This window comes from Streptomyces stelliscabiei (assembly GCF_014873495.1).
Taxonomy (GTDB): Bacteria; Actinomycetota; Actinomycetes; order Streptomycetales; family Streptomycetaceae; genus Streptomyces; species Streptomyces bottropensis.
The window spans coordinates 7,237,859-7,264,833 of record NZ_JADBGF010000001.1; the positions used below are offsets into that span (position 1 = coordinate 7,237,859).

At 70.2% G+C, this 26,975-nt stretch carries 14 protein-coding genes and 3 pseudogenes; 7 read left to right on the forward strand and 10 right to left on the reverse strand.

Translation table 11 applies throughout. The features are described 5' to 3' along the window. The first annotated feature begins 175 nt into the window (after nt 1-175). From H4687_RS32260 to H4687_RS48735, 4 genes and pseudogenes are all read left to right on the forward strand, one after another. Nucleotides 176-2,824: a glycosyltransferase family 1 protein gene (locus tag H4687_RS32260; protein ID WP_046915597.1), complete on the forward strand. Its 2,649-nt coding sequence runs from the start codon at nt 176-178 to the stop codon at nt 2,822-2,824. Between the two features lie 1,029 nt (nt 2,825-3,853). Next, the gene (locus H4687_RS32265) at nt 3,854-6,769 is read left to right on the forward strand and encodes an RHS repeat domain-containing protein (protein ID WP_318787718.1); all 2,916 of its coding nucleotides are present in this window, start codon (nt 3,854-3,856) and stop codon (nt 6,767-6,769) included. A 50-nt stretch (nt 6,770-6,819) separates the two neighbouring features. Continuing rightward, complete coding sequence (locus H4687_RS32270) at nt 6,820-7,272, forward strand: hypothetical protein (RefSeq protein ID WP_143685379.1); 453 nt, start codon at nt 6,820-6,822, stop codon at nt 7,270-7,272. Between the two features lie 99 nt (nt 7,273-7,371). After that, nucleotides 7,372-7,585: pseudogene (locus H4687_RS48735) on the forward strand (helix-turn-helix domain-containing protein); the annotation flags it as partial. A gap of 20 nt (nt 7,586-7,605) precedes the next feature. Here H4687_RS48735 and H4687_RS48740 read toward each other — a convergent pair. From H4687_RS48740 to H4687_RS32315, 9 genes and pseudogenes are all read right to left on the reverse strand, one after another. Further along, nucleotides 7,606-8,405: pseudogene (locus H4687_RS48740) on the reverse strand (winged helix-turn-helix domain-containing protein); the annotation flags it as partial. A gap of 99 nt (nt 8,406-8,504) precedes the next feature. Continuing rightward, nucleotides 8,505-9,038, reverse strand: coding sequence for a DUF1990 family protein (locus H4687_RS32280; RefSeq protein WP_046915596.1), 534 nt, complete (start codon nt 9,036-9,038; stop codon nt 8,505-8,507). An 83-nt stretch (nt 9,039-9,121) separates the two neighbouring features. Further along, complete coding sequence (locus H4687_RS32285; protein ID WP_046915595.1) at nt 9,122-10,783, reverse strand: M4 family metallopeptidase; 1,662 nt, start codon at nt 10,781-10,783, stop codon at nt 9,122-9,124. A gap of 325 nt (nt 10,784-11,108) precedes the next feature. After that, nucleotides 11,109-13,193 (reverse strand): M4 family metallopeptidase, encoded by a 2,085-nt coding sequence (locus tag H4687_RS32290; RefSeq protein ID WP_107082344.1) that lies wholly within the window; start codon nt 13,191-13,193, stop codon nt 11,109-11,111. A 259-nt stretch (nt 13,194-13,452) separates the two neighbouring features. Further along, nucleotides 13,453-13,674 carry a hypothetical protein gene (locus H4687_RS32295; protein ID WP_046915593.1) on the reverse strand — a complete coding sequence of 74 codons (222 nt, stop codon included), beginning with the start codon at nt 13,672-13,674 and terminating at the stop codon, nt 13,453-13,455. Nucleotides 13,675-13,739: 65 nt separating this feature from the next. Next, nucleotides 13,740-15,512: an ABC transporter ATP-binding protein gene (locus tag H4687_RS32300; protein ID WP_046915592.1), complete on the reverse strand. Its 1,773-nt coding sequence runs from the start codon at nt 15,510-15,512 to the stop codon at nt 13,740-13,742. Further along, entirely contained in the window at nt 15,509-17,248 is a 1,740-nt protein-coding gene (locus H4687_RS32305; protein WP_046915591.1) for an ABC transporter transmembrane domain-containing protein, read from the reverse strand. The genes H4687_RS32300 and H4687_RS32305 overlap by 4 nt, the downstream gene beginning before the upstream one ends. Before the next feature lie 54 nt (nt 17,249-17,302). Further along, on the reverse strand, nt 17,303-19,237 hold the full coding sequence (locus tag H4687_RS32310) for an ABC transporter ATP-binding protein (RefSeq protein ID WP_046915590.1): 1,935 nt from the start codon (nt 19,235-19,237) through the stop codon (nt 17,303-17,305). Continuing rightward, the gene (locus H4687_RS32315) at nt 19,234-21,390 is read right to left on the reverse strand and encodes an ABC transporter ATP-binding protein (protein ID WP_046915589.1); all 2,157 of its coding nucleotides are present in this window, start codon (nt 21,388-21,390) and stop codon (nt 19,234-19,236) included. Before H4687_RS32315 ends, H4687_RS32310 begins: the two co-directional genes overlap by 4 nt. 212 nt (nt 21,391-21,602) lie before the next feature. On the opposite strand from H4687_RS32315, the pseudogene H4687_RS32320 reads away from it, so the two are divergent. After that, nucleotides 21,603-21,752: pseudogene (locus H4687_RS32320) on the forward strand (ATP-binding cassette domain-containing protein); the annotation flags it as partial. Between the two features lie 59 nt (nt 21,753-21,811). Here the strand turns inward: H4687_RS32320 and glgX are convergent. Further along, nucleotides 21,812-24,088, reverse strand: coding sequence for a glycogen debranching protein GlgX (gene glgX / locus H4687_RS32325; RefSeq protein WP_046915588.1), 2,277 nt, complete (start codon nt 24,086-24,088; stop codon nt 21,812-21,814). A gap of 149 nt (nt 24,089-24,237) precedes the next feature. Here glgX and H4687_RS32330 point away from each other — a divergent pair, with 149 nt between their 5' ends. Then, nucleotides 24,238-25,464, forward strand: coding sequence for a L,D-transpeptidase (locus tag H4687_RS32330; RefSeq protein WP_046915587.1), 1,227 nt, complete (start codon nt 24,238-24,240; stop codon nt 25,462-25,464). A gap of 171 nt (nt 25,465-25,635) precedes the next feature. Next, nucleotides 25,636-26,892 (forward strand): L,D-transpeptidase, encoded by a 1,257-nt coding sequence (locus H4687_RS32335; protein WP_179860009.1) that lies wholly within the window; start codon nt 25,636-25,638, stop codon nt 26,890-26,892. Nucleotides 26,893-26,975 lie beyond the last annotated feature (83 nt).

Below are 26,975 nucleotides of genomic sequence, written 5' to 3' on the forward strand. Positions count from 1 at the left end.
CCCGGGAAGGGACTGCCCGGCGGGGCGGCCGGGGTACGGATGCGCCGTAATCGCATACCGGGGGACGCCCCGTGGTTACCGGGCCCCCGCGCCGCTACCGTCGGGGGTGACGAACGGCGCACAGCGGAGTGCGTCCCCCCGGCCCGTACGTCCTGGCGCGAAGGTGGAACCCTCTGTGAAGGCCATCCGCAGATTCACCGTCCGACCCGTCCTCCCCCAAGTCCTGCACCCGCTCAGCGAACTGGCGCGCAATCTGCGCTGGTCCTGGCACGCGGAGACCCGCGACCTCTTCCAGTCGGTCGACCCCGAGCGCTGGGCCTCCTCCGGCGGCGACCCCGTGCGCCTGCTCGGCTCCGTCTCCACCCGGCGCCTCGCCGAACTCGCCGAGGACCGGCGTTTCCTGCGCCGGCTGACCGCCGCCGCCGACGACCTGCGTGACTACGTCACCGGGGACCGCTGGTACCAGGCGCAGACGCAGGGACAGGGGCAGGCGTCCGAACTCCCGGCCGCCATCGCGTACTTCTCGCCCGAGTTCGGCATCACGGCCGCGCTGCCCCAGTACTCCGGCGGTCTCGGCATCCTCGCCGGCGACCATCTGAAGGCGGCCAGCGACCTCGGTGTCCCGCTGATCGGCGTCGGCCTGCTCTACCGGCACGGCTACTTCCGGCAGTCCCTGTCCCGCGACGGATGGCAGCAGGAGCACTACCCGGTGCTCGACCCGCACGAACTGCCCCTGGTGCCGCTCCAGGAGGCCGACGGCTCGGCGGCCCAGGTCGGCCTGGCACTGCCCGGCGGACGCCGGCTGCACGCCCGGATCTGGCAGGCCCAGGTGGGCCGGGTGCCGCTGCTGCTCCTCGACTCGGACGTCGAGGAGAACGACCCCGGCGAACGCGGCGTGACCGACCGGCTGTACGGCGGCGGCAGCGAACACCGGCTCCTCCAGGAGATGCTGCTCGGCATAGGGGGTGTCCGGGCCGTACGCACGTACTGCCGCCTCACCGGCCACCCCGGCCCCGAGGTCTTCCACACCAACGAGGGCCACGCGGGTTTCCTCGGCCTGGAACGCATCGCCGAACTCCACGACGAGGGACTGGACTTCGACGCCGGTCTGGAGGCGGTCCGCTCCGGCACGGTCTTCACCACCCACACCCCCGTCCCCGCCGGCATCGACCGCTTCGACCGTGAGCTTCTCGCCCGCCACTTCGGCCCCGACGCGGAGCTGCCGCGCATCGACGTCGGCCGCATCCTGGGGCTCGGCATGGAGACGTACACGGGCGGCGACCCGAACGTCTTCAACATGGCGGTGATGGGGCTGCGGCTCGCCCAGCGCGCCAACGGCGTCTCCCTGCTGCACGGGCAGGTCAGCCGGCAGATGTTCTCCGGACTGTGGCCGGGCTTCGACCCGGACGAGGTGCCCATCACCTCCGTCACCAACGGCGTGCACGCCCCCACCTGGGTGGCCCCGGAGGTGTTCCGCCTCGGCGCCCGGCAGATCGGCGCCGAGCGCACCGAGGACGCCATGAGCGTCGGCGGCTCGGAGCGCTGGGACGCCGTCGGCGACATCCCCGACCAGGACATCTGGGAACTGCGCCGCGACCTGCGCGAACAACTGGTCGTCGAGGTGCGCGAGCGCCTGTCCGCCTCCTGGCGGCAGCGCGGCGCGGGCACCGCCGAACTCGGCTGGATCGACGGCGTCCTGGACCCGGACGTCCTGACCATCGGCTTCGCCCGCCGCGTCCCCTCCTACAAACGCCTCACCCTGATGCTGCGCGACCAGGACCGCCTGATGGATCTGCTGCTCCACCCGGAGCGGCCGGTGCAGATCGTGATCGCGGGCAAGGCGCATCCGGCGGACGACGGCGGAAAGCGCCTGATCCAGGAGCTGGTGCGATTCGCGGACGACCCGCGCGTGCGCCACCGGATCGTGTTCCTTCCCGACTACGGCATGGCGATGGCGCAGAAGCTGTACCCCGGCTGCGACGTCTGGTTGAACAACCCGCTGCGCCCGCTGGAGGCGTGCGGCACGTCCGGCATGAAGGCCGCGCTGAACGGCTGTCTCAATCTGTCCGTCCTGGACGGCTGGTGGGACGAATGGTTCCGGCCGGACTTCGGCTGGGCGATCCCCACGGCGGACGGCACGGCGACGAACGAGGACCAGGACCGCCGGGACGACGTGGAGGCGGCGGCCCTGTACGAGCTGCTGGAACAGCGGGTCGCCCCCCGCTTCTACGAGCGCGGGCAGGCCGGTCTGCCCGACCGCTGGATCGCGATGGTCCGCGAGACCCTGACGCATCTGGGTCCGAAGGTGCTGGCGGGCCGCATGGTCCGGGAGTACGTCGAGCGCCTGTACGCCCCGGCCGCCCGCGCGCACCGCTCGCTGGTCCCGGACGTGGCCCGGGAGCTGTCCGAGTGGAAGGCACGGGTGCGGGGGGCCTGGCACCGGGTGAGCGTGGACCATGTGGAGACCTCGGCGGCACCCGCCGGTACGGCCGCCGAGCTGGGCGCGACGCTGGTGCTGCGCGTCCGGGTGGCGCTCGGCGACCTGGGCCCGGACGACGTCGAGGTCCAGGCGGTCTCCGGCCGCGTCGACACCGACGACCGCATCACGGACGCGACGTACGTCCCGCTGAAGCCGGTGAGCGGACCCGACGAGGAGGGCCGCTGGGTCTACGAGGGCCCGCTGTCCCTCGACCGCACCGGCTCCTTCGGCTACACGGTCCGCATCCTGCCGTCCCACCGCCTGCTGGCCTCCACCGCCGAACTGGGCCTGGTGACGGTGCCTTCGCAGGAGCTGGGGGAGGGGGCGGGGGTGTTGCTGCGGTAGGGGTGGCTTCGTGGCTGCGCCCCGTACAGGAATGGCCTGTGCGGGGCGTCCGCGTATCTGCGGATCTGGCCAGCCGCTTGACCGGAACGGTGCCCTGACCCCCGCGCGTCCGATCACGACGCGTAACGGCTCGCCGAGCGCTATTGCTGCTACTTGGCCTGTTCTTGTCGTGCAGTCATCTCGCTGTGTGGAGGTGACGCCTGAAGGTTGCCGAGTTCAACGAGATGATGATTGAGCTGTCGGCTGGGCGGGCGTCTTTGCTGACGCGGATAGTGCGGATGGCGTGTTTTGCATGTTCAACGCTGAATCACATACGTAGCGTGGTCATGCCATGAATGTGCGGCATGTAGGTGGTGGCTGGCATTCGCCCACTGTCGTCGCAGGTCAGAGGCCCTCCGTCATTTTGTATTGTGATGCAGTTCACATTGACGACGGGAACTGAGGTGGCGTTAGCTCGCGGGACCTATGAAGGTTCTGTGACTGTGTGACTACGGGGTGGGGTCGTGGTGTTGAGGCGGGGGCATCGCCATGTTCGGATGCGAAGAGACCGTTGCCTCTGCCCGAGGACGCCACGTCCACGACGGCGGACTTCGGACCGACCGTCCCATCGGGACGTTCTTCCAGCGTGACGTCGATGTCCTGCCAGGTGCCGTTCTCGTCCCGCGCTCGCTGAGGCTGCGTCGACTGGGTGAGGGTGAAGGTGCCATCAGCGTTCGCGACGGTCGTCGTGTACTCGGTCCGCTCGGACGGCACTTCTACGGGTTCACCGGTCGCCGCGGCCCGCGCCGACGCCGAAGCTGACCGATCGGTCAGTGCCCCGTTCGGAGCGGCCGTAGCGTCACCGGCGGTCACAAGCGAGACAACAGGCAACAGGGACAGCAACGTCGCCGCCGCTGAGATCCCACCGACCACACGACGACACCGGTCGGCGGACGCCTGCTCTCGCTGACCCGCTACGACAGCCGCGGGCTGGCGGTCAGTGCGCAGGGCGACATCTGGGACGACACCTCCGCCCCTTCGGGCACTCCGGTGCAGACGGAGGGCGGCCAGGCGCCGATCCAGACCGACACGACGTACGACGGCGTCGGCCGTGCCATCAAGACGGTCACGAAGGCACACGGCGTGACCCGCTGGACCACCGAGGCGACGTACACAGGCGACACGGTCACGACGTCCGCCCCGCCCGGCGGCCAGGCCACCGCAGTGATCAGCAACACCCTCGGCCAGACGACCGAACGCCGCGAATACGCGGGCCCGACGCCGACAGGCACGGACTACACAACGACCACCTACACGTACACGGACGCGGGCCAACAGGAGAAGATCACCGGCCCGGACAAGAGCGTGTGGTCGTACACGTACGACCTGTTCGGCCGTCAGCTCACCGCGACGGACCCCGACAAGGGCACGGCGAAGTCGGTCTACGACAGCCTCGACCGGGTCGAGTCGTCCTTCAACATCGAGGAGGAGGGAAAGAAGCTCCTCTACGGATACGACGAGCTGAACCGCAAGACGGGCCTGTGGCAGGGCACGAAGACGGACGCGAACAAGCTCGCGGCCTGGACCTACGACTCGCTGGCCAAGGGGCAGCTGGACACCGCGGTCCGCTATGACGGCGGCTCGGCCTCCACGGGCAAGGCCTACACGAAGCAGGTCACGTCGTACGACCCCCTGTACCAGGTCAAGGAGAGCCAGCTTCTGCTCCCCGAGACGGATGCGCTGGTGGCTGCGGGTGTGCCGAAGACGTTGTCCTTCGCGACGGGTTACCGCCTGGACGGGACGATCAGTATGACGTCCCATCCGGCGGCGGGTGGCCTCCCTGCGGAGCAGGTCGGCTACGAGTACAACGCGACGGGACAGCAGATCAAGTCGGCCGGCGCGACCGGCTATCTGCAGGGCGCGGTGTTCTCCCCACAGGGTGACCTGCGTCAGCTGGCCCTGGGCAAGGACGGGGCGGACACCGCGAAGAAGGCGTACCTCAACTGGGTGTACGAGAAGGGCACGCGCCGCCTGACCCGCTCCTTCGTCACCGATGACGTGCATGGCTACATGCCGCAGGAGCTGCAGTTCACCCAGGACGACGCGGGCAACGTCACGTCGATCTTCGACGCCTCCACGCAGGGCGGCACGACCAAGCCCGATTACCAGTGCTTCACGTACGACGGCCACCGCCGCATGACCGAGTCCTGGACCCCGAAGACGGCCGACTGCGCGGCTTCGGGCCGCACGACGTCCAACCTCGACGGCGCGGCCCCGTACTGGACGTCGTACACCTACACCGGTGCCGGTCAGCGCAAGACGGAGACCAAGCACTCGGGCACGGGCGACAGCACCGCGACATACACCTACGACGACACCAGCGCGGCCGGCGACAAGAAGCCGCACACCCTGGACAACACGACGGGCGCCACGGCGGCTGCCTACGACTACGACGTGAACGGCAACACCACGTCCCGCCCTGGTCCGAAGACCACCCAGTCCCTCCTCTGGAACGGCGAGGGCAAGCTGGCCAAGACGAGTGAGGGCACGGCGGAGACGAGCTACCTCTATGACGCCGACGGGGAGTTGCTGATCCGTCGCGCCAAGGGTGACGGCGACACGATTCTGTACCTGGGCGGTACGGAGGTCCGCCTGACGGTCAAGGGCACGACGAAGACCCTGTCCGGGACGCGTTACTACACGGCCAACGGCCAGACGATCGCGGTCCGCACGGCCGTTGCCGGCGCCTCGGGCACAAAGCTGAGTTTCCTGGCATCCGACCATCACGGCACGTCCAGCCTCGCGCTCGACGCGACGACGTACGCGGTGACGAAGAGGTACACATCGCCGTTCGGGGCCTCACGGGATCTGAAGCCGGGTGTCAGCTGGCCGGACGACAAGGGGTTCTTGGGCAAGCCGGCGGATGTCGGAACGGGGCTGACGCACATCGGGGCCCGTGAGTACGACCCGAAGAACGGCCAGTTCATCAGCGTCGACCCATTGCTGGAACTCGACAAGCACGAGACCCTCAACGGCTACACGTACAGCGTCAACAACCCCGTCACCTTCTCCGATCCGACGGGACTCGGCCTGAAGTGCGGCGGTAAGAACGATCCAGCCTGCCCGAGGCGCCCTGACGGCACGCCTGGAAACGGGCGCCCCAGTGAGGCGGTCGACTACAGCAAAAGTGGTGGGACCGGAACTGCGAGCACCAATAGCTCCGGAGTTACAGGAAATTCTGGGGGTGGCGTCAGCGTCAATGGTGTTCCCATCCCGACCGAAGAAGAGCTCACCGCGCGCGGTGTGATGATTTTCGGTAAGACGTACGATCAGGCAGTCCATGAGTGGATGGTGGGAACCTGCCAGAACGTCAACGCTGGTGATACCAACTACGGGGCTTTCTGCTCTACGGCACATAAGGCTGGATTGCTTGATCCTTCGCAGAATGACCCTTTTGGTGTGCAGGCCAATATCAACTGCGCTACGGGCAAGGGGGACTGTGTTGAGGCGATCGTCTCGGACGTTCTTTGGCTCATCAGTTGGGGATTGGGTAGACTCACTGCTCAGGCAGTCGCTGCAGAAGCCGCTGCCGCAGGAAAATCAGCTAGTCGGAGTTTCAGTGTCTGGGATGATATAAAGCCTACGCAGCCGAATTATCTCGGAAGTGATCTTCCCAGGTCCTTTGAAATGCAGGCAGGGAATACGAGGGTCTGGGTGCACGGAAACGTGACTGAACATATGGCTGAGTATCTCCAAGGGAGAGCAGTCAAGGACCTAGCCGGAGCCGAACAGCTCGGCTTGGCTGCTCAGGTTCAATTGCTTAGTCTGCAGTCTGCGGTCACACAGGCCACGCGCTCTGGGGTTCCGCTCGGGCGTATGGTGAATGTGGGGGGATGGGAATTGAAGTTCAGCCAACGATCGGCGGATCCTTTGCCTGCGCTCGTGCACGGTCTGTATACCGGATAGGGGAGAAAATGCCGAACGTCAGCGGAATGATTCCCTGTCCAGGGGCTACCGTGGAGAAGGATCCCTGGATCCCCCTCAAAATTATTTGGCATGTGGATAGAGGAGTGCAGCCACTCTATCTTTTGGTCGAGGGTTCCGATGGTGGATACGTGGAACTCAAGCTGCATCCGGATACAGGTGCCTTGATGTCGCTAATTATCGTAGATCTTCCGGCTGAGAAGGGATACGACAGGAAGGATGCTGCAGATCAGGTTTTTGAATCTTTCACACCTACTTTTGATGTCATCCCTTGGGGTCCTGCAAGTGGTGTGGCGACTGAAAGGAGAGTGGTCAGAGTTGTGCGTGATCTGAGTTACTCGCAAGTGCGGGGTAGGTTTTCTATCGTTTTCCTGGAGGACTCGGCTGAATCGGTGATTAAATGCGGCCCTGTATCAATTGAAATATCGAAGGATGGCGCATTCGTGCGCTTGGTATCCAAGATTGATACTTCATCCACCGTCTGATTCCCAGTCGCGATCCTGGCATGGTTTGAGCCTCGGGGCGTTTTTGGTTGGAGTGGATCTGATGGTCCACCGGTGTGATGACCGGACGTCAGGGGCTCCTTGCTGCACCGGCACGGGTTCAGCCTCAGGTCCCGGCCCGCCGTGCGCTGGAGCGTGACGAGGAGGCCGTGACGGGCTGGGTGAAGGAGACCTGGCGCCAGGTGGAAGCACCGTGGCGGCGCTCGGAGACTGGCTGTGCTTCGAAGACGAGGCCGGGTTCTCGATGACGCCACCCACCTCACGGACCTGGGTCAGGCGCGGACACACACCCGTTGCGCCGACACCCTCGTGCCACAGATTGTCCCAGACCAGCGCCGCGGGGCCGTCGAGCTGGTCGTGAGCGGTCTGGATCAGGTCGCGGTAGTCCTTCCAGGAGAAGCTCTTGCGTCCGTCGGGACGCGCGTCGGGACAGGGCCGGTAGATCAGCCGGGAGCGTTCGCGAGGCTTGTAGCAGACCAGCGCGGCGACGGATAAGCGGCGGCGGGATCGGCCCCCGACACAGATGACGTGGGTGTGTCCGTGGCGGGACCAGGTGCGGGTGGTCGGCGGCGTCCATCGAGAATCCGGCTTCGTCCTCGATCGAAGACGAGCCAGGCGAGCGCCGCCACGATCCTTCCACCTGCGGCCGGACCTCCTTCACTCAGCCGGCCACGGCCGCCTCGTCTCGCTCGATGGCACGGCGAGCGGGGACCTGGCAGGTCCAGCCATGCCGTCTGAGCAGCGCGGCGACACCCTGGACGGTGTAGCTCTTGTGGAACCGGCGCCCGATCAGGGGCCTTGATCCGCGACAGGGTCCAGGTCTGGTCCGGCCAGCTGTGCGCGACCGGGCCCTTGAACAGTTCTGGCTTGAGCACGGCGAAGAGTTCGTCGCTTAGCCGCGGCAGCGACGCCGGCCCCTTCGAGGCCAGGGCTCTCGGCCCGCCGTGTGACCAGGCCTTGCGTCAGCGCTGTACCGACCGGACACTGACGCGCAGGTCATGCGCGATGTCCGCGTTCTCTCCGCCCTGCTGGAAACGCTCGGCCGCCTCCATCCGCAACTTCTCGCGAAAGGCACGCCGCTCGTCGGTCAGCCCGCCCCCTTGCGCGTATCCCAAACACCCGGCATACCGCAGGGATCATGGGCCGTCAGCCCACCGACATCACGCTTTGAAGGTCAGTAGACATAATCTGTCGCAGCCCAGTACTGCGTGGGTTCAGTCTTTCGGGTCCTCCACCAGCCGCCGCAGCACCACCCCGCACCGCCGCGCATAAGCGTGCTGCAACCCCCGCGTCGCCGCCCCGCCCGCCCGTGCGTACCACTTGGCGCCGCGGCTGAAGGCGGTGACCGTGAGCCAGACCGTGCCGTCTCCCGTGCGGTCGACCACGAAGGACTCCTCACCGGATTCCGGGTGGCCCGGCAGCGTGCCGTAGGCCCAGCCCTTGCGGCGGGGCTCGTCCAGTGTGTAGACGACGCGGCAGGGGGCCTTGATGACGCCGCCGAGGGTGACCGTCACGTCGACGCCGGGGGCCGCCTCGGGTGCGGAGGCGTGGATGCCGACGCCCAGGGCGCGGTGCATCTCCCAGGTGCGGACGGCGTGCGCGGCCCGCTCGAACACGTCCGTGCCCTCGCCTATGCGGGAGCGGACGTGGAGGGGGCTGAAGTCGGGCGGGCAGTGACCCTCGAGGGTCGCGCCGACCGCTTCGTAGGTGAAGGGGCCCTCGGGGAGCGGGCCGGTGGTTGCGGGCATGGCGCAAAGCCTAGGGCGGTACCCGGCGTCGCCTTCTCGCCGGGTACCGCCCCAGTCACCTATCCCTGCACCACCACGTCAGGTCAGGCGTTGACGTTGACCGCCGCCCAGGCCGCGTTCACCGCCGCGTACTCGGCGCTGGAGGCGCCGTACAGGGAGGACGCCGCGTTCAGGGTCGCCGTGCGGGCGCCCTTGTAGTTGGTCGTCGAGGTCATGTACGTGCTCAGCGCCTTGTACCAGATCTGGATGGCCTTGGCGCGGCCGATGCCGGTGATCGTGGCACCGTTGGAGGTGGGCGAGTTGTACGAGACGCCGTTGATGGTCTTGGCGCCGCTGCCCTCGCTCAGCAGGTAGAAGAAGTGGTTGGCGGGGCCCGACGAGTAGTGGACGTCCAGGCTGCCGAGGGACGAGGACCAGTAGTTGGCCGAGTCGCCGTCCTTGCTCGGCTGGTCCATGTAGCGCAGCGGGGTGCCGTTGCCGTTGATGTCGATCTTCTCGCCGATGAGGTAGTCACCGGGGTCGCTGGCGTTGGCCGCGTAGAACTCGACCGCCGTGCCGAAGATGTCGGAGGTGGCCTCGTTCAGGCCGCCGGACTCGCCCGAGTAGTTCAGGCGGGCGGTGTTGGCGGTCAGGCCGTGGCTCATCTCGTGCCCGGCCACGTCCAGCGAGGTGAGCGGCTTGGTGTTGCTCGTGCCGTCGCCGTACGTCATGCAGAAGCAGCTGTCGTCCCAGAAGGCGTTGACGTACGCGTTGCCGTAGTGGACGCGGGAGTACGCGGCGACGCCGTTGTTCTTGATGCCGTTGCGGCCGAGGACGTTCTTGTAGAAGTCCCAGGTGACCTGGGCGCCGTACTGGGCGTCCACGGCGGCGTTCTGGTCGGTCGAGGAGCTGGAGATGCTGCCGGTTCCCCAGACGTCGTCGGCGTCGGTGAAGAGCGTGCCGGTCGACGACGAGGTGGCGCGGGCCTTGTTGTACGTCTTGTGGCCGCCGCGGCCGGCGTCCGTCAGGTTGTACGTCGAGCCCGACAGGGTCGTGCCGAGGGTGACCGAGCCGTTGTACTTGCTCTTGCCGGAGCCGGTCTGGACGGCCTCCCACTCGTACAGCTTCTTGCCGGTCTCCGCGTCGGTGACCACGTGGAGCTGCTGCGGGGTGCCGTCGTGCTGGAAGCCGCCGACGACCGTCTCGTAGGCGAGCGCGGGCTTGCCGCTCGCCGCCCAGACGACCTTGCGCGGGGCCTTGTCGGCCTCGGTCTTGGTGGAGCCCTCGGCCTTGGCGGCCTTCAGGGCCTGCTTCTCGGCGGTGGCCTTGGTGACGTCCGCGGTGAGGTCGGCGACCTTCACGGTGGCCTTGGTCGCTCTGGTGACGCTCTTGATCGCGCCGGCCTTGGACTCGTGGACGACCAGGTCGCCGCCGAGGACCGGGAGGCCGCCGAAGGTGCGCTCGTAGCGCGTGTGGACCGTGCCGTCGGCGTCCTTGAGGACGTCACGGACGACCAGTTCCTCCTTGGCGCCGAGACCTATCTCGTCGGCGGTCTCGGTGGTGGCCGCGTCCGCCTTCTTGATCAGGGCCGTGCGCGCGGCGGGGGTGAGTGCGACCTGGGCACCGGCCGGCTTGGCCTTGTCCGCGACGGGCGCGGGCTGGGCGGTGGCGCCGGTGGTCAGGGCGGTGGTCAGCAGCGCACCGGCGGCGACGGCGGTCGCGATGGCCAGCGTGGTCCGCTGATGACGCGCGTAGAACGGAGTCACTCATGCTCCTTGGTGGGGGAGGCCGGACGACCTGGGGAGTCGTCCGGGTATCTGGGTTACGAGTGCGGCGGGTGGGTGAAGCGTGACACCACGGACGCGTACATGTCAGGAGGGCAAGGTGATGTTGGCCGAAAATCAACAGTCTGGAAATATTGCGGCCATGTAAAATCGCTCCGACCACGGCAAAGGCCCGTCCAAGGCGAGGCAAAGCGGCCCCCGGAGAACGGCAAAGAAGGCGCCGCCCCGGGGAGTTGGATCCCCCGGGGCGGCGCCCTCTCACGTCGTGCTCACAGCGGGCCCCGTCTGCGAAGGGCCGTGCCGAGCCTTACGGGAACGTCAGCTTCCAGCTGTTGATGTAGCCGGTGTCCTGGGCCGCGTTGTCCTGGACCCTCAACTGCCAGACACCGTTGGCGACTTCGGACGAGGCGTTCACGGTGTAGGTGGTGTTGATGTTGTCCGTGCTGCCGCCGGTGCCGTACGCCTTCAGCGTGTAGGCCGTGCCGTCGGGGGCGACCAGCTGGACCTGGAGGTCACCGATGTAGGTGTGGACGATGTCCACGGCGACCGCGAGGTTCGAGGGCGCGTTGCCGGTCCGGCCGGAGACGGTGATCGGCGAGGTGACCGCCGCGCCGTTGTCCGGAATCGATACGTCGGTCGTGCTCTCGAACGACGTACCGCCGCCCCCGCCACCGCCGGGACGCGAGCCCACGTTGATGCCGGCCCACGCGTTCTGCACCGCCGTGTACTCGGCGGACGTGGTGCCGTACAGCTCACCGGCGACCGCGAGCGTGCCGGTGCGGGCCGCCGCGTAGTTGGTCGTCGACGTGAACTTCGTGGTCAGCGCCTTGAACCAGATCTGCTCCGCCTTGGCGCGGCCGATGCCCGTCACGGGGAGGCCGTCCGAGGTGGGCGAGTCGTAGTTGACGCCGTTGATGGTCTTGGCGCCGCTGCCCTCGGAGAGGAGGTAGAAGAAGTGGTTCGCGGGGCCCGACGAGTAGTGCACGTCGATCGAGCCGATGCCCGAGTACCAGGCGTCCTTGGACGAGCCGTCCTTGCTCGGCTTGTCCATGTAACGCAACGGCGTGCCGTTGCCGTTGATGTTGATCTCCTCGCCGATGAGGTAGTCACCGACGTCGGAGGAGTTCGCCGCGTAGAACTCCACCGTGGAGCCGAAGATGTCCGAGGTGGCCTCGTTCAGACCGCCGGACTCACCGGAGTAGTTCAGCCCGGCCGTGTTGGACGTGAGGCCGTGGGTCATCTCGTGCGCGGCCACGTCGATCGACGTCAGCGGGTTGGCGTTGCCCGAGCCGTCGCCGTACGTCATGCAGAAGCAGGCGTCCTGCCAGAACGCGTTGACGTAGTTGTTGCCGTAGTGCACACGCGAGTAGGCGCCGGCGCCGTCACCGCGGATGCCGTTGCGGCCGTGCACGTTCTTGTAGTAGTCCCAGGTCAGTGCCGCGCCGTAGTGGGCGTCGGCGCCGGCCGACTCCAGGTTCGACGGCGAGCCGTTGCCCCAGACGTCGTCGGGGCCGGAGAACAGGGTCCCGGTGCCGGAGGTGCCGCGGTTGAGGTTGTACGTCTTGTGGCCGCCGCGCGCGCCGTCGGTGAGGTTGAACGTCGAACCCGACTGCGTGGTGCCGAGGGTGACCGAGCCGCTGTACACCGTGTTGCCGGTGCCGGTCTCGACCGCCTCCCACTCGTACAGCTTCGCGCCGCTGGTGGCGTCGGTGACGACGTGCAGCTCCTGCGGGGTGCCGTCGTGCTGGAAGCCGCCGACGACCGTCTCGTAGGCGAGGACGGGCTTGCCGCTCGCGGCCCAGACGACCTTGCGGGGCGCGCGGTTGACCTCGGGGCTCTTGGCCTTCTCCGCCTTCGCGGCACCGAGTGCCTGCTTCTCGGCCCTGGCCTTGGTCACGGTGGGCGTCAGCGACGACACCGCGATCTTCGCCTTGGTGGCCTTGACGATGCCCTGCGTGGCGCCGGCCTTCGAGGTCTTGACGACGAGGTCGCCGCCGAGGACCGGGAGGCCGCCGTACGTCCGCTCGTAACGCGTGTGCACGGTGCCGTCGCGGTCCTTGACCACGTCGCGGACGACGAGCTTCTCCTTGGCGCCGAGGTTCAGCTTCTCGGCCGTGGCCGCCTTCGTCGCGTTGGCCTCGCGTATCAGCTCGGCCCGCTGGGCGGGGGTGAGCTTCATGGAGAGCGCGCCCGGGTTGGCCTTGCCCGCCGCCGACGGTGCCTTCTCCGGGGCGGCGGAGGCGGCGCCCGACTGGACGGCCGCGGCCAGCAGGGCGGTGACGGCGACGAGCGCGCCGGCGGCCGCGCGCCGACGGGCACTGTGGCCGAAAGTGTTACCGGTGTGGGAGGTGCGTCTGTGGGACTGGCGTCTCAACACTGACTCCTTCTGCATGGCCGCGGTTCGCGCGGCCAGGGGAGACCGGACGGCTGGTGACCGACCGGGCAGAACAAGGTGAGAACTGGTGAACGCTTAAACCACATGCGTGGGGGGTGCCGCGCGGCACGGCGGACCTGCTTGTGAGGTTGCTGTGTCGCGGTTGTGGGCAGAGTGGCAGGAGACCGAGGGTCCTGTCAGGAGCGCGTCAAGAAGTTGGCCGGAAATCGTCCGTTGCCCGGTTGGTCATGTTCGCTATACGGATGTTCGCGGTGTGTTATCCGAGACGCTCCAGCGCCTCGGTGGCCGTGAACTCTTTCAGCCGCTCGGCGAGGGGCGCGTGTGCGTCGCAGAACCAGACCGCGTTCTCCGGGTGCCCGACCCAGCCCTCGTCGTACGCGGGGGCCGCCCGGGTCGCGCGGAAGTACACCAGGGTGAACCTCCCGAACGGAGCGGTGCCGTGCGGGTCGGGAGGGCAGACGGCACACATCGGCGGCATCACGGGACGGGAACTCCAAGTCGTCGTAGGGGTGTTCGGCATTCTCGTACGGGTCCCCCGGCCGGTCAGGACTCCCCCTCCCCGTGCCACCGCCGCCACAGCGCCGCGTACGCGCCGTTCGCCGCCACCAGCTCCTCGTGCGTGCCGAGTTCGGTGAGCAGACCGTTCTCCATGACGGCCACGCGGTCCGCGTCGTGGGCGGTGTGGAGGCGGTGGGCGATGGCGATGACGGTGCGGCCGAGCAGGACGGCGGCGAGCGCCCGTTCGGTGTGGCGGGCCGCGGTGGGGTCCAGGAGGGCGGTGGCCTCGTCGAGGATGAGGGTGTGGGGGTCGGCGAGGACCACCCGGGCGAGCGCCAGCTGCTGCGCCTGGGGGCCGTCCGTACGTCGGCCGCCCTCGCCGAGGCGGGTGCCGAGGCCGTCGGGGAGCGCGCGCACCCAGGCGTCCGCGCCCACGGCCGACAGCGCGGCCCACAACTCCGCGTCCGTGGCCGCCGGTTCGGCGATCAGGAGGTTGTCGCGGACCGTGCCCATGAAGACATGGTGCTCCTGGGTGACCAGGACGACCTGGCGGCGCAGGCGTTCGGGGCCGAGGTCCACGACGGGCACCCCGCCGACCGTCACCGTGCCCCTGGTCGGCGCGTCGATGCCCGCCAGCAGGCGGCTCAGGGTCGTCTTGCCGGCGCCGGACGGGCCGACCACCGCGAGCCGTTCGCCGGGGCGGACCGTCAGGTCGACGCCCCGCAGCACCTCACCGCCCCGGTCGTAGGCGTACCGCACGCCCGTCACGTCGATGCGGTCGTCCGCCGGTTCCGGGGTGCCCGCGCGAGCGGCGCGCGGGGCGCCGGCCAGCCCCTCCACCCGGGCGAACGAGGCCCCGCTGCTCTGCAGCAGCTCCACCCGCATCAGGATCTCGTCGAGCGGACCGCTCAGCTGCTGCAGGTACAGCGCCGCCGACACCACCACGCCCAGACTGACCGAACCCCGCGCGAGCAGCGCCCCGCCGAGGAGAAGGACGAGCACCTGGGGCACGAAGTACGAGACCTCCACACCGGGGAAGAACACCGTGCGCAGGAACAGCGTGTGCAGCCGGCGCCGCCGCGACACCTCCAGCGCGTCCCGGCTCGCGGTGATCCGGCGGCGCTCCAGCCGCAGCGCCTCGACCGTACGGGCCCCGGACGCGGTCGACGCGACGATCTCCGCGACCTCGGACTGGGCCGCGCCCTCCGCGAGATACCCGGTGCGCGCCCGGCGCAGATACCAGCGCAGCACCACCGCGATCCCGGCCAGCCCGGACAACGCGCACAGCCCCAGCAGCGGATCCAGCGCGAACACCGCGCCGATCAGGAACAACGCCTGCACCGAGCTGATCAGCAGCTCGGGCCCCACGTCCCGCAACGTCCTGCCGACCGCGTCCACGTCCGCCGTGCCGCGCGCCGTCAGATCACCGGTTCCCGCCCGCTCCACGACCGACGCCGGCAGCGCCAGCGTCCGGTCCACGAACTCCTCGCGCACCCGCGCCAGCGTCCGCTCCCCGAACCGGTGCCCCACGTACCGGGCCCAGCGCGCCAGCAGCAACTGCAGGCCCGCGCACAACAGGATCGCCGCCGCCAGCCGGTCCACCGCCGCGACACCGCCCCCGCCGCGCACCTCGTCGATGATCCGGCCCAGCAGCCACGGCCCGGCCAGCCCCAGCGCGGCCGCCGCCCCGTTCAGGCCCAGCACGGCGAGGAACGCCCGGCCGTCCGCCCGCACCAGCCGTACGGTGGCCCGCCGCACGGCGGCCCGGCCGGCGATCGGCAGCCGGTCCGAGGTGGGGGGTGTGATGTCCGTGGTCACCGTACGACCTCCTCGACCGCGCTCTCGTCGGCGTCCCCTTCTTCCCCCGCGTCCCGCGCCACCAGCGCCCGGTATCCCGGCTCGCCCGCGAGGAGTTCGCGGTGGGTGCCGCGGGCCGCGACCTTGCCGTCGACCAGGTGCAGGACGGTGTCCGCGTGGTCGAGGACGAGGGGCGAGGTGGTGGTGACCAGCGTCGTACGGCCCGCACGGGCGCCCCGCAGCCGCTGGGCGACCCGCGCCTCGGTGTGGGCGTCGAGCGCCGACGTCGGCTCGACGGCCAGCAGGATCTCGGGATCGGCCACCAGCGCCCGCGCCAGCCGCACCCGCTGGCGCTGACCGCCGGAGAGGTTGCGGCCCCGCGCGTCGACCGCCGCGTCCAGACCGTCCGCCAGACCCTGCACGATGTCCTCGGCCACGGCCGCGCGCAGCGCCCGCGCCGCCGTCGCGTCGTCGAGGTCGCCGTGCCCGCCGAGCAGCTCGCGCAGCCGGCCCGCGAACAGGTCCGCCTCGTGGTCGGCCACCAGGATCCGCGCGCGGACCTGCGCCAGCGGGATCGCGTCGAGCGGCGTGCCGCCCCAGGTCACCGCCGTCGGCCCGTACCGGCCGAGCCGGTCCACCACGGCCGCCGCGTCGGCCGGCCGGTCGGCGGCCAGCGCGACGAGCCGCCCCGGCGGCACCCGTACCCCCGACACGGGGTCGTGCAGCGCCGAGGGCTCGGCGGGCGCGTCCGTGGTGCCGTGGTCCGGCAGCGGCTCCAGGGCCAGGAACCGGATGACGCGCCGCGCGGCCACCACCCCGCGGCTCACCTCGTACCCCCAGTCGACGAAGTACGACACCGGCCGCACCAGCACGGTCACGTACCCGTAGACCGCCACCAACTCGCCGACCGTGATGGCTCCCTGCGCGGCGAGCCGGGCCGCGAGCCAGGTCACCACCGCGAGGAAGACCGTCGGCAGCCCCACCCCGAGCGCCTGCATCCAGCTGGTCACCGCGCCCACCCGGTAGCCCTGCGCCCGCAGTCGCTGCGAGTCACGGTGGAACGCGTCGGCGACCAGCCCCTTGCCACCGAGCCCGCCCAGGACACGCAGCCCGCCCGCGAGGTCCGCGATCCGCGCGGTCAGCACGCCCTGCCGCTCCCGGTACTCCGTCTCGGTGCCCTGCAGCCGCCGCATCATCGGGCCCACGATCACGGCGATCAGCGGCATCCCCAGCAGCACCACCCCGGCGATCGGCAGGGAGACCGACACCAGCAGCCCCGCGACCACCAGATACGCGGCGAAGGCGCCGGCCCCCGGCCCGATGACCGTCAGCGAGGAGGAGATCGTCTGGACGTCTCCCACGCCGATCGTGACGACCTCCCCGGCGCCGACCCGGCGCGGCAGCGCCGCCCCCAGCCGGACCGCGTGCGCCATCACGACCTTCACCGTGCGGAAGTTGGCGTCCATCCGGACCCGGGTCATCGTGCGGTGGCGCATGATGCTCAGCCAGGCGTTGAAGGCCCCCACGCCGAACAGCGCGGCCGTCCAGCCGGCCAGGGCCGCGCGGTCACCGGGCTCCAGCCCCTCGTCGATCGCGCGGGAGAGCAGATACGGCGTGGCCGCGAGCAGCACCATCCACACGCAGGAGATGAGCGAGCCGAGCGCGGACCGGCCGGCCTGCTGCCGGACCAGCCACCACAGATACCGGGCGCCGCTTCGGCAGTCGGGCGTGCCGGGGTCCTCGTACGCGTTGATCATCGGCCCCCGATTCCGTGTGTGGTTCTGCTGGCTGGGTGAGCTGTCCCGGCTCCGCTACGCGAGGCTGTCGCGCCACGCCCGGTGCAGGTCCGCGAACCTGCCCGTGCCCGCGATCAGGTCCGCCGGGGTGCCGTCCTCCACGATCCTGCCGTGCTCCATCACCAGGACGCGGTCGGCGATCTCGACCGTGGACAGACGGTGGGCGATCACCACGGCGGTACGGCCGCGCAGGACCGTGGACATCGCCCGCTGGACCGCCCGCTCGCCCGGGACGTCCAGCGAGCTGGTCGCCTCGTCCAGGATGAGGACGGCCGGATCGGCCAGCAACGCCCGTGCGAACGCCACGAGTTGGCGCTGGCCGGCGGAGATACGGCCACCGCGCTTGCGTACGTCGGTGTCGTAGCCGTCGGGCAGGGCGGCGATGAAGTCATGGGCGCCGATGGCCTTGGCGGCCCGCTCGATGTCCTCGCGGGTGGCGTCGGGGCGGCCGAGGGAGATGTTCTCGGCGACCGTGCCGGAGAACAGGAACGACTCCTGCGTCACCATGATCACCCCGCGCCGCAGCTCGTGAACCGGGAGGTCGCGCAGGTCGACGCCGTCGAGGAGGACCCGCCCGGACGAGGGGTCGTAGAACCGGGCCACCAGCTTGGCGAGGGTCGACTTGCCGGCGCCGGTGGACCCGACCACCGCCACCGTGCTGCCCGCCGCGAGCGTGAGGTCGAAGCGGGGCAGGATCTCGCCGCCGGTGCGGTAGGCGAACCGCACGTCGTCGAACACGACCTCGCGGCCCGGCAGTTCGGAGGCCGCCGCCGGCAGCTCCTTCGGCTCGGCGGGCTCGGGCACCGACGGGACCTGGGCCAGCAGACCGGCGATCTTCTCCAGCGAGGCCGCCGCCGACTGGTACGAGTTGAGGAACATGCCGAGCCGGTCGATCGGGTCGTACAGCCGACGCAGATACAGCACGGCCGCCGCCAGCACACCCAGCGCCAGCGTCTGCGAGGCCACCCGGTAGGCGCCCCAGAGCACGATCGCCGCGACCGTGACGTTGGCGACGACACGGGAGCAGACCACATAGCGGGCCATCTCCAGGATCGCGTCGCCGTTCCTGCGCTCGTGGCTCCGGTTCAGGGCACCGAACTCCGCGTCGTTCGCCGCCTCGCGGCGGAACGCCCGCACCGGCCGGATGCCGTTCATGGTCTCGGCGAACTTCACGATCACCGCGGCGATCGCGGTGGACCGGGCCGTGTACACGCTCGCCGCGCGCCGCCGGTACATCCGCACGAACCCGTACAGCGGCACGAACGACGCCAGCGCCGCCGCGCCCAGCCCCAGGTCCAGCCAGAGCAGCATCGCCGAGATGTAGACGAAGGCGAGGATCACGCCGATGAGTTCCTGCAGACCCTCGTCGAGCAGCTCGCGCAGCGACTCCACGTCCGTGGTGGAGCGGGAGATGAGCCGGCCAGAGGTGTACCGCTCGTGGAAGTCGATGCTCAGGGCCTGCGCATGGCGGAAGATCCGGCCGCGCAGATCGAGCAGCACGTCCTGGTTGACCCGCGCGGACGCCCCGATGAACGCGAACTGCAGCCCGCCGGCCGCCAGCGCGCACGCCAGATACCCGGCCGCCACCGCGATCAGCGGCCCGTGCCGGCCGTCCCTGAGCGCCGGTACGGCACCGTCGATGGCGTACGCCACCAGCAGCGGGCCCGCCTGCACCGCCGCCTGCTGGAGCAGGAGCAGCACGCTCGCCATGACCACGCGGGTCCGCATCGGCGCGAGCAGGGAGCGCAGCAGGGCCAGGGTGGCGCCCGGGGGAGTGGGCAGGTCGTCGTGGTCGAACGGGTCACCGGCGGACGCCTCGCGGGGGCCGGTGGGCGGGTCGCCGCCGGCCGGCTTCTCCAGGGGCTTCTCCAGGGAGGTGGCCGTGACGGCCGTGCCCCCCGGCTCCTCGTTCGGCTCCTTGCCCGGCGCGGTGGTCGTGGGCGCCGTCATCGCTCGTCCTCCTCGGTCCCGGACATCAGATGGGCGTACTCCGCGTTCGTGCGCAGCAGTTCCTGGTGGGTGCCCACGGCGGCGACCCGGCCGCCGGAGAGCAGGGCCACGCGGTCGGCGAGCAGCACCGTCGAGGGACGGTGCGCCACGATCAGCGCGGTCGTCTCCGCGAGCACGCGGCGCAGGGCGGCCTCCACCGCGGCCTCCGTGTGCACGTCGAGCGCCGACAGCGGGTCGTCCAGCACGAGGAAGCGGGGGCGGCCGACCACCGCCCGCGCCAGCGCGAGGCGCTGCCGCTGGCCGCCCGAGAGACTGAGGCCCTGCTCGCCGACCTGGGTGGCGGTGCCCTGGGGGAGCGCGTGCGCGAACTCCGCCTGGGCGATGGCCAGGGCGCGGTCCAGCTCGGCCTCGCCCGCGTCCGGCGGGGCGCCCATCAGGACGTTCTCGCCGACGGTCGCCGAGAAGAGGGTGGGCTCCTCGAAGGCGACGGCGACCTTCGTGCGCAGTTCCTCGCGCGGCATCCCGGTGATGTCCTCGCCGTCCAGCGTGATGCGACCGGAGGTGACCTCGTGGAGGCGTGGGACGAGCGCGGTGAGCGTGGTCTTGCCGGAGCCGGTGGCGCCGACCAGGGCCATCGACTCGCCGGGGCGGATGTGGAGGTCGACGCGGTCGAGGGTGGGGGTGGTGCCGGGCGCGGCGTCGGGGTACCGGAAGGTGACCTGGTGGAACCGCAACCCGCGGTGCGAGGATCCGGCGGAGCCGTGGCCCACGGTGGGGGTGGTGGTGTCGACGGCGCCGGGGGCGGCCGAGGTGGCAGCCGTAGCGGCGGTGGCTGTGGCGCCCGCGACGGCAGCCGTTCCGGCGGTGGCCGCGAGGCCCGCCGAGTCAGCAGCCCCCGCCGCGCCGGCCGTCCCGGCACCCACGGCCGCGCCGACGGCGGCAGCCGTCCTGGGGGTGACAGCGATGTCGGCCTCCGCGGAAGCCGACATCGCGGCCTTGGCCTTGGCCTGGGTCTCGGCCTCCGCCTCGGCCTTGGCCTCCGCCTCGGTCCCGGCCGAAGACTCCGGCCCGGCCGAAGACTCCGGCTCCTCGTCCATCACCTCGAAGTACCGCTCCGTCGCCGTCGCCGCCTCCTGGCTCATCGCCAGCAGGAAGCCGATCGAGTCGACGGGCCAGCGCAGGGCGAGGGCGGTCGACAGGAAGGCCACCAGCGTGCCCGCCGACAGGACGCCGTCCGCGACCTGGACGACACCGAGGACGAGGGCCGCCCCGATCGCCAGCTCGGGGAGCGTGATGATGACGCCCCAGATCACCGACAGCAGACGGGCCTTGCGCAGCTCGGTGCCGCGCAGGGTGCGGGACAGGTCCCGGAAGGCGTGGGCCTGGCTGCGATGGCGCCCGAACCCCTTGATGATGCGGATGCCGAGGACGCTCTCCTCGACGACCGTGGTGAGGTCGCCCACCTGGTCCTGGGCCAGGCGCGCGACCTTGGCGTACTTCCTCTCGAAGACCACGCAGGTGACCATCACGGGGATGGCCGGCCCCAGGATGACCAGCCCCAGCGTCCAGTCCTGGATCAGCATGATGATGACGCCGACGACGATGGTCACCGCGTTGACCAGCAGGAACGTCAGCGGGAAGGCGAGGAACATCCGCAGCAGCATCAGATCGGTCGTGCCGCGCGAGAGCAGCTGACCGGAGGCCCAGCGGTCGTGGAAGGCGACCGGCAGGCGCTGCAGACGACGGTAGAGATCCGCGCGCATCGACGCCTCGACCCCGGCGAGGGGCCGCGCCACCAGCCAGCGCCGCAGCCCGAACAGCAGCGCCTCGGTGAGACCGAGCAGCAGCAGGTACAGCGCCCCGAGCCACACGCCCGCCGGATCCCGGTGCGCGACCGGCCCGTCGACCATCCACTTCAGCACGAGCGGGATGAACAGGCCCACACAGGAGGCGACGACCGCGACGAACGCGGCGAACGACAGCCGCGCGCGCACGGGCCGGACGTACGGCCACAACCGCAGCAGCGTGCGCACGGCGGACCGCCCGTCGGCCTTCCCGGGCGCCCCGGCCCGCTCGTGGTCCTCGCGCTCGGTGGCCGTCTCGGGTTCCAGGGTTCGGTCGGGTTCCTCGGGGGTTGCACGTGTCGTGGCCATCAGCAGCGAGCCTACGGATCGCCACTGACAACGCCCACCGAGTTTTGGCCGGACCGCCCTCGGTCGTGAGTCCTACGACCCGCACGGCCGGGGACGCGTACGGGGAGATCAGCGAGGTCGTACCGGCGCATCGACCGATCGGCCGATGCCCGTTCGAGCGCGATGGCCGATGCGCGCCCGCGTGCGGCCGGGATTCTCGACACATGCCACACATGTCGGCCACATCCGTCATCGAGGTCACCGGCCTGTGCAAGGCCTACGGCGGCCGCAACGTCGTCGACGGTGTCTCCTTCAGCGTCGCGGAGGGCGAGATCTTCGGGATCCTCGGCCCCAGCGGCGCCGGCAAGACCACCACCGTCGAGTGGCGGTCGCCAAGGCATACGAACGGGGCATCCTCGGCTGACCCGGGGCACCGGACCGCTCACCCCAGCACCCGCAGCAGCAGCACACACCGCGCCGGGACGACCACCTCCGCCCCCGCCTCGTGCACCACGCCCACCGGCTCGTCCTGCTCCTCCCGCGACGTGTCGACCACCACCTCGTACCGAGCCGCCCACGGCGTCCCCGGCAGGACGAAGTCCACCGGCCGGTCACCGGCGTGCAGGACGGCGAGGAAGCTGTCGTCGAGGATCGGGGCCCCCCGGGCGTCGCGGCCGGGGATGTCGCGGCCGGAGAGGTACATGCCGAGCGTCGCGGCCGGCGCGTACCAGTCCCGTTCGGTCATCTCCGTGCCGCGGGCCGTGAACCACGCCAGGTCCCGCAGCCCGTCCGCCGAGTGGGCGCGGCCGGAGAAGAACGCCCGGCGGCGCAGCACCGGATGCGCGTGCCGCAACGCGATCAGCCGGGCCGTCAGGTCGAAGAGGCCCTTCCAGGCCGGGTCCTCCAGCAGCCCCCAGTCGACCCAGCTGATCTCGTTGTCCTGGCAGTACGCGTTGTTGTTGCCCCCCTGCGTGCGGCCCAGTTCGTCACCGGCGACCAGCATCGGCACGCCCGTGGACAGCAGCAGCGTCGTCAGCAGGTTGCGCAACTGCCGCCGCCTGAGCGTCCGTACGCCCTCGTCGTCCGTCTCGCCCTCGGTGCCGCAGTTCCAGGACCGGTTGTCGTCGGAGCCGTCCCGGTTGCCCTCCCCGTTCGCCTCGTTGTGCTTGCGCTCGTACGACACCAGGTCGCGCAGCGTGAAACCGTCGTGCGCGGTGATGAAGTTGACCGAGGCGTAGGGCCGGCGGCCGCCCCACGCGTACAGGTCGCTCGACCCCGACAGGCGGTAGCCGAGGTCGCGTACGTCCGGCAGCGCGCCCCGCCAGAAGTCCCGTACCGCGCCCCGGTAGCGGTCGTTCCACTCCGTCCACAGAGGAGGGAAGGCGCCGACCTGGTAGCCGCCCGAGCCCACGTCCCACGGCTCGGCGATCAGCTTCACCCGCCGCAGGACCGGGTCCTGGGCGATGACGGCGAGGAACGGGGAGAGCATGTCGACGTCGTGCATGGAGCGGGCGAGGGCCGCCGCCAGATCGAAACGGAAGCCGTCCACCCCCATCTCCGTCACCCAGTACCGCAGCGAGTCGGTGATCAGACGCAGGACGTGCGGCTGGACCACGTGCAGCGTGTTCCCGCAGCCCGTGTAGTCGGCGTAGCGGCGCGCGTCGCTCTGCAGGCGGTAGTAGCCCCGGTTGTCGATGCCGCGCAGCGACAGGCTCGGGCCGCGCTCGTCGGCCTCGGCCGTGTGGTTGTAGACCACGTCGAGGACGACCTCGATGCCGGCGGCGTGCAGCGCCCGCACCATCCGCCGGAACTCCCCGACCTGCTGCCCGGCCGTGCCCGACGAGGCGTACGCCGCGTGCGGGGCGAAGTAGCCCACCGAGTTGTAGCCCCAGTAGTTGCGCATCCCCCGGCGCAGCAGATGGTCCTCGTGGGCGAACTGGTGCACGGGCAGCAGCTCCACCGCCGTCACCCCCAGCTTCACCAGGTGCTCGATCGCGGCGGGGTGCGCGAGACCCGCGTACGTGCCGCGCAGCTCCTCGGGGATGTCCGGGTGGGTCATGGTGAAGCCGCGTACGTGCAGCTCGTAGATGACGGAGTCCGCCCACGGGGTCTTCGGACGGCGGTCGTCGACCCATTCGTCGTCGGGGGCGTCGTCGTGGACGACGACGCCCTTCGGGACGTGCGGCGCCGAGTCCCGCTCGTCGCGCACGGTGTCGGCGACATGCTGCTCGGGCCAGTCCCGGACGTGCGCGTACACCTCCGGCGGCAGGCCGAACTCGCCGTCCACCGCACGCGCGTACGGGTCGAGGAGGAGCTTCGCCGGATTCCAGCGGGCGCCGGTCCACGGGTCCCAGCGGCCGTGCACGCGGTAGCCGTACCGCTGTCCGGGCAGGACACCGGGCACGAAGCCGTGCCAGATCTCGTGGGTCAGCTCCGTCAGCCGCAGCCGGGTCTCCTCGCCCGCCGCGGAGAACAGACACAGCTCGACGGCCTCCGCCCCGCCGGCCCACAACGCGAAGTTGGTGCCCGCGACCCCGTCGGGGCCCACCCGGAACCGCGCGCCGAGCGGCGTCGAGGCCCCCGGCCACACGGGCCTCGTCCCGGGCGGGGGCTCCTCGCGCCGACCTCCGTTCAGCACCACGGCGGGACGCGCGGCCGGCACGGCGCGCGTCCCCCGTACGTCCTCCCGCACTTCCTCCTGCTCGGCTGCGCTCGACACCTCAGGCCTCCCGCGGCTCGGTGGGCGACGGGAAAGGGGAGCCGGCTGTCCCCGCACCGCTCCCCATCACGTCGTCCTCCCAAGTGTTCTGCCCAGAGCACGCCTCGCACTCACGTTTCCCGGGGGCGTGCGCCGTCGTTGGGCCGCACGTGAACCACGCACAGACGCACGCGCGCCGCGCCGCGGCCGCCCTGGCCGCCGCGCTCACCTGGGCGGCCCTGCTGGCCGGGGCCGCCGGATGCACCACCGGAACGCCGCTGACCAGCGGAAAGGCACCCGACGACACGATCCGGGTCACTCCGGAGGACGGCAGCAAGGGCGTGCGCCCGGAGCAACGCTTCGAAGTACGGGTGCCCAGCGGGCGCCTGGAGTCCGTCAAGGTGGTGAAGTCGCAGGACGCGCAGGAGTCACCCGTGCCGGGCCGAATGTCCGCCGACGGACTGACCTGGCGCCCCACCGGCTCACCGAAGCTCGCGCTGGCCGCCCGGTACGCCGTCGACGCGGTCGCCCTCGACGGCCACGGCCGCCGCTCGGCCCGGCACGTCACCTTCACGACGTACGTCCCCGACGAGCGCTTCATCGCCTACGTCACGCCCGAGAACCGGGCCACCGTCGGCACCGGGATGATCGTCTCCCTGGAGTTCAACCGGGAGATCGAGGACCGCGCGGCCGTCGAACGCGCCGTCGAGGTGACCGCCGAACCACCCGTCGAGGTCCGCCCGCACTGGTTCGGCGCCGGGCGCCTCGACTTCCGTCCCGAGACGTACTGGAAGCCCGGCACCCGCGTCACCGTCGGCCTGCGGCTGCGGGACGTCGAGGGCGCGCCCGGCGTCTACGGCCAGCAGCACAGGACGTTCTCCTTCACCGTCGGCCGGCACCAGGCGAGCGTGGTCGACGCGGCACGGCACACCATGCGCGTGGAACGCGGCGGCGGCGTGCTCGCCACCCTCCCCATCACCGCCGGGGCGCCGAGGACGACGACGTACAACGGGAAGATGGTCGTCACCGAGATGCTGGAGGTGACCCGGATGAACGGCGCCACCGTCGGCTTCCGCAAGGCGAACGGCAAGGGCGAGTACGACATCCCGGACGTCCCGCACGCCATGCGCCTCACCACCTCGGGCACCTTCCTGCACGGCAACTACTGGGCCCCGGACGCCTTCGGCAGGGCCAACGTCAGCCACGGCTGTGTGGGCCTGCGCGATGTGAAGGGCGGCGATTCCGGCACGCCGGCGGGCTGGTTCTTCGACCGCAGCCTCGTCGGGGACGTCGTCGAAGTCGTCAACAGCACTGACAAAAAGGTCTCTCCGGACAATGGCCTCGGGGGATGGAACATGGGATGGAAGGAATGGAAAGCGGGTGCCGCGGTGAAGTAGACGGACAAAGCACGGACATGGGGGTACGCGCGTGATCATTGAAGTTGGGACTGAACGGTGACATACGCCGAGGCCAAATCATCCCGATCATCTGGTTAATGTACGAGCGTACGCGCGCTCTGCGCGTAGGGGTGCGGGCCTGATCAGGCCGTGCGAGGGGAGAACAGAGAGTTGAACGGGCGACCGATATCGGGGGCGTCGGTTGGCGCGCGGACGCGGCGGCGCAAGGGGGCCCTGGCCATGCTGCCGGTCCTGATGCTGCTCGCGGTCACCGCGTGCGGCGGGGGCGGGGGTTCGGACACGGGCTCCGACGGCGACCAGGGGAAGGGCTCCGACCGGACCACTTCCGACAAGGCGGCCACCAAGGCCTCGCAGGCCGTGGTCTCCATCGCGCCGAAGAACGGCGCCGACTCCGTGGCCACCAGCGGCGCGCTCAAGGTGAACGCCACCAAGGGCAAGCTGTCCGAGGTCACGGTCGAGAACGACAAGGGTGACAAGATCGCCGGTGAGATATCCGGCGACGGCGCCAGCTGGACGCCGTCGACCCACCTCAACTCGGCCACCGAGTACAAGGTGCACGCCGTCGCCAAGGACTCCGAGGGGCGTGAGGCGGCCGAGGACTCGTCCTTCACCACGCTGACCCCGAAGAACACCTTCGTCGGCATCTTCACCCCCGAGGACGGCTCGAAGGTCGGCGTCGGCATGCCGTTCTCGGTCCGCTTCACGCGGGGCATCACGGCCCCCGAGGACGTCGAGAAGGCCATCACCATCAAGACCGAGCCGGCCGTCGACGTCGAGGGCCACTGGTTCGGCAACGACCGCCTCGACTTCCGCCCGGAGAAGTACTGGAAGGCCGGCACGAAGGTCACCGTCGACCTCAACCTCGACGGTGTCGAGGGCCGCGAGGGCGTCTACGGCGAGCAGAGCAAGAAGGTCTCCTTCACGATCGGCCGCAGCCAGGTCTCCGTGGTCGACGTCAAGAAGCTCACCATGAAGGTGAAGCGCGACGGCAAGGTCGTCAAGACCATCCCCGTCACCACCGGCCAGCCGGGCATGGAGACCTGGAACGGTCAGATGGTCATCAGCGAGCGCCTGCGCGTGACCCGGATGAACGGCGAGACCGTCGGCTACGGCGGCGAGTACGACATCAAGGACGTGCCGGACGCGATGCGCCTGACCAACTCGGGCACCTTCATCCACGGCAACTACTGGGGCGGCGGCGCCTTCGGCAACTACAACGCCAGCCACGGCTGCATCGGTCTGCGCGACACCCGCGGCGGCTACGACCGCAAGGCGCCGGGCGCCTGGTTCTTCGACCACTCCATGGTCGGCGACGTCGTGGTCGTGAAGAACTCCAACGACCGGACCGTGGACCCGGACAACGGCTACAACGGCTGGAACATGGACTGGGACAAGTGGAAGGCGTAGGCGCCCGCGCCTGAAAGCCCCGACCCCCTCCGCACGGCCCCGGTGTGATGCACGGCACCGGGGCCGTTGCCGTTAGTCGCCGT

Coding starts and splice junctions, on each gene's coding strand:
- H4687_RS32315 (WP_046915589.1), bottom strand. CDS start 21,390: ATGGCCACGACACGTGCAACCCCCGAGGAACCCGACCGAACCCTGGAA.
- H4687_RS32305 (WP_046915591.1), bottom strand. CDS start 17,248: ATGATCAACGCGTACGAGGACCCCGGCACGCCCGACTGCCGAAGCGGC.
- H4687_RS32290 (WP_107082344.1), bottom strand. CDS start 13,193: ATGCAGAAGGAGTCAGTGTTGAGACGCCAGTCCCACAGACGCACCTCC.
- H4687_RS32280 (WP_046915596.1), bottom strand. CDS start 9,038: ATGCCCGCAACCACCGGCCCGCTCCCCGAGGGCCCCTTCACCTACGAA.
- H4687_RS32310 (WP_046915590.1), bottom strand. CDS start 19,237: ATGACGGCGCCCACGACCACCGCGCCGGGCAAGGAGCCGAACGAGGAG.
- H4687_RS32295 (WP_046915593.1), bottom strand. CDS start 13,674: ATGCCGCCGATGTGTGCCGTCTGCCCTCCCGACCCGCACGGCACCGCT.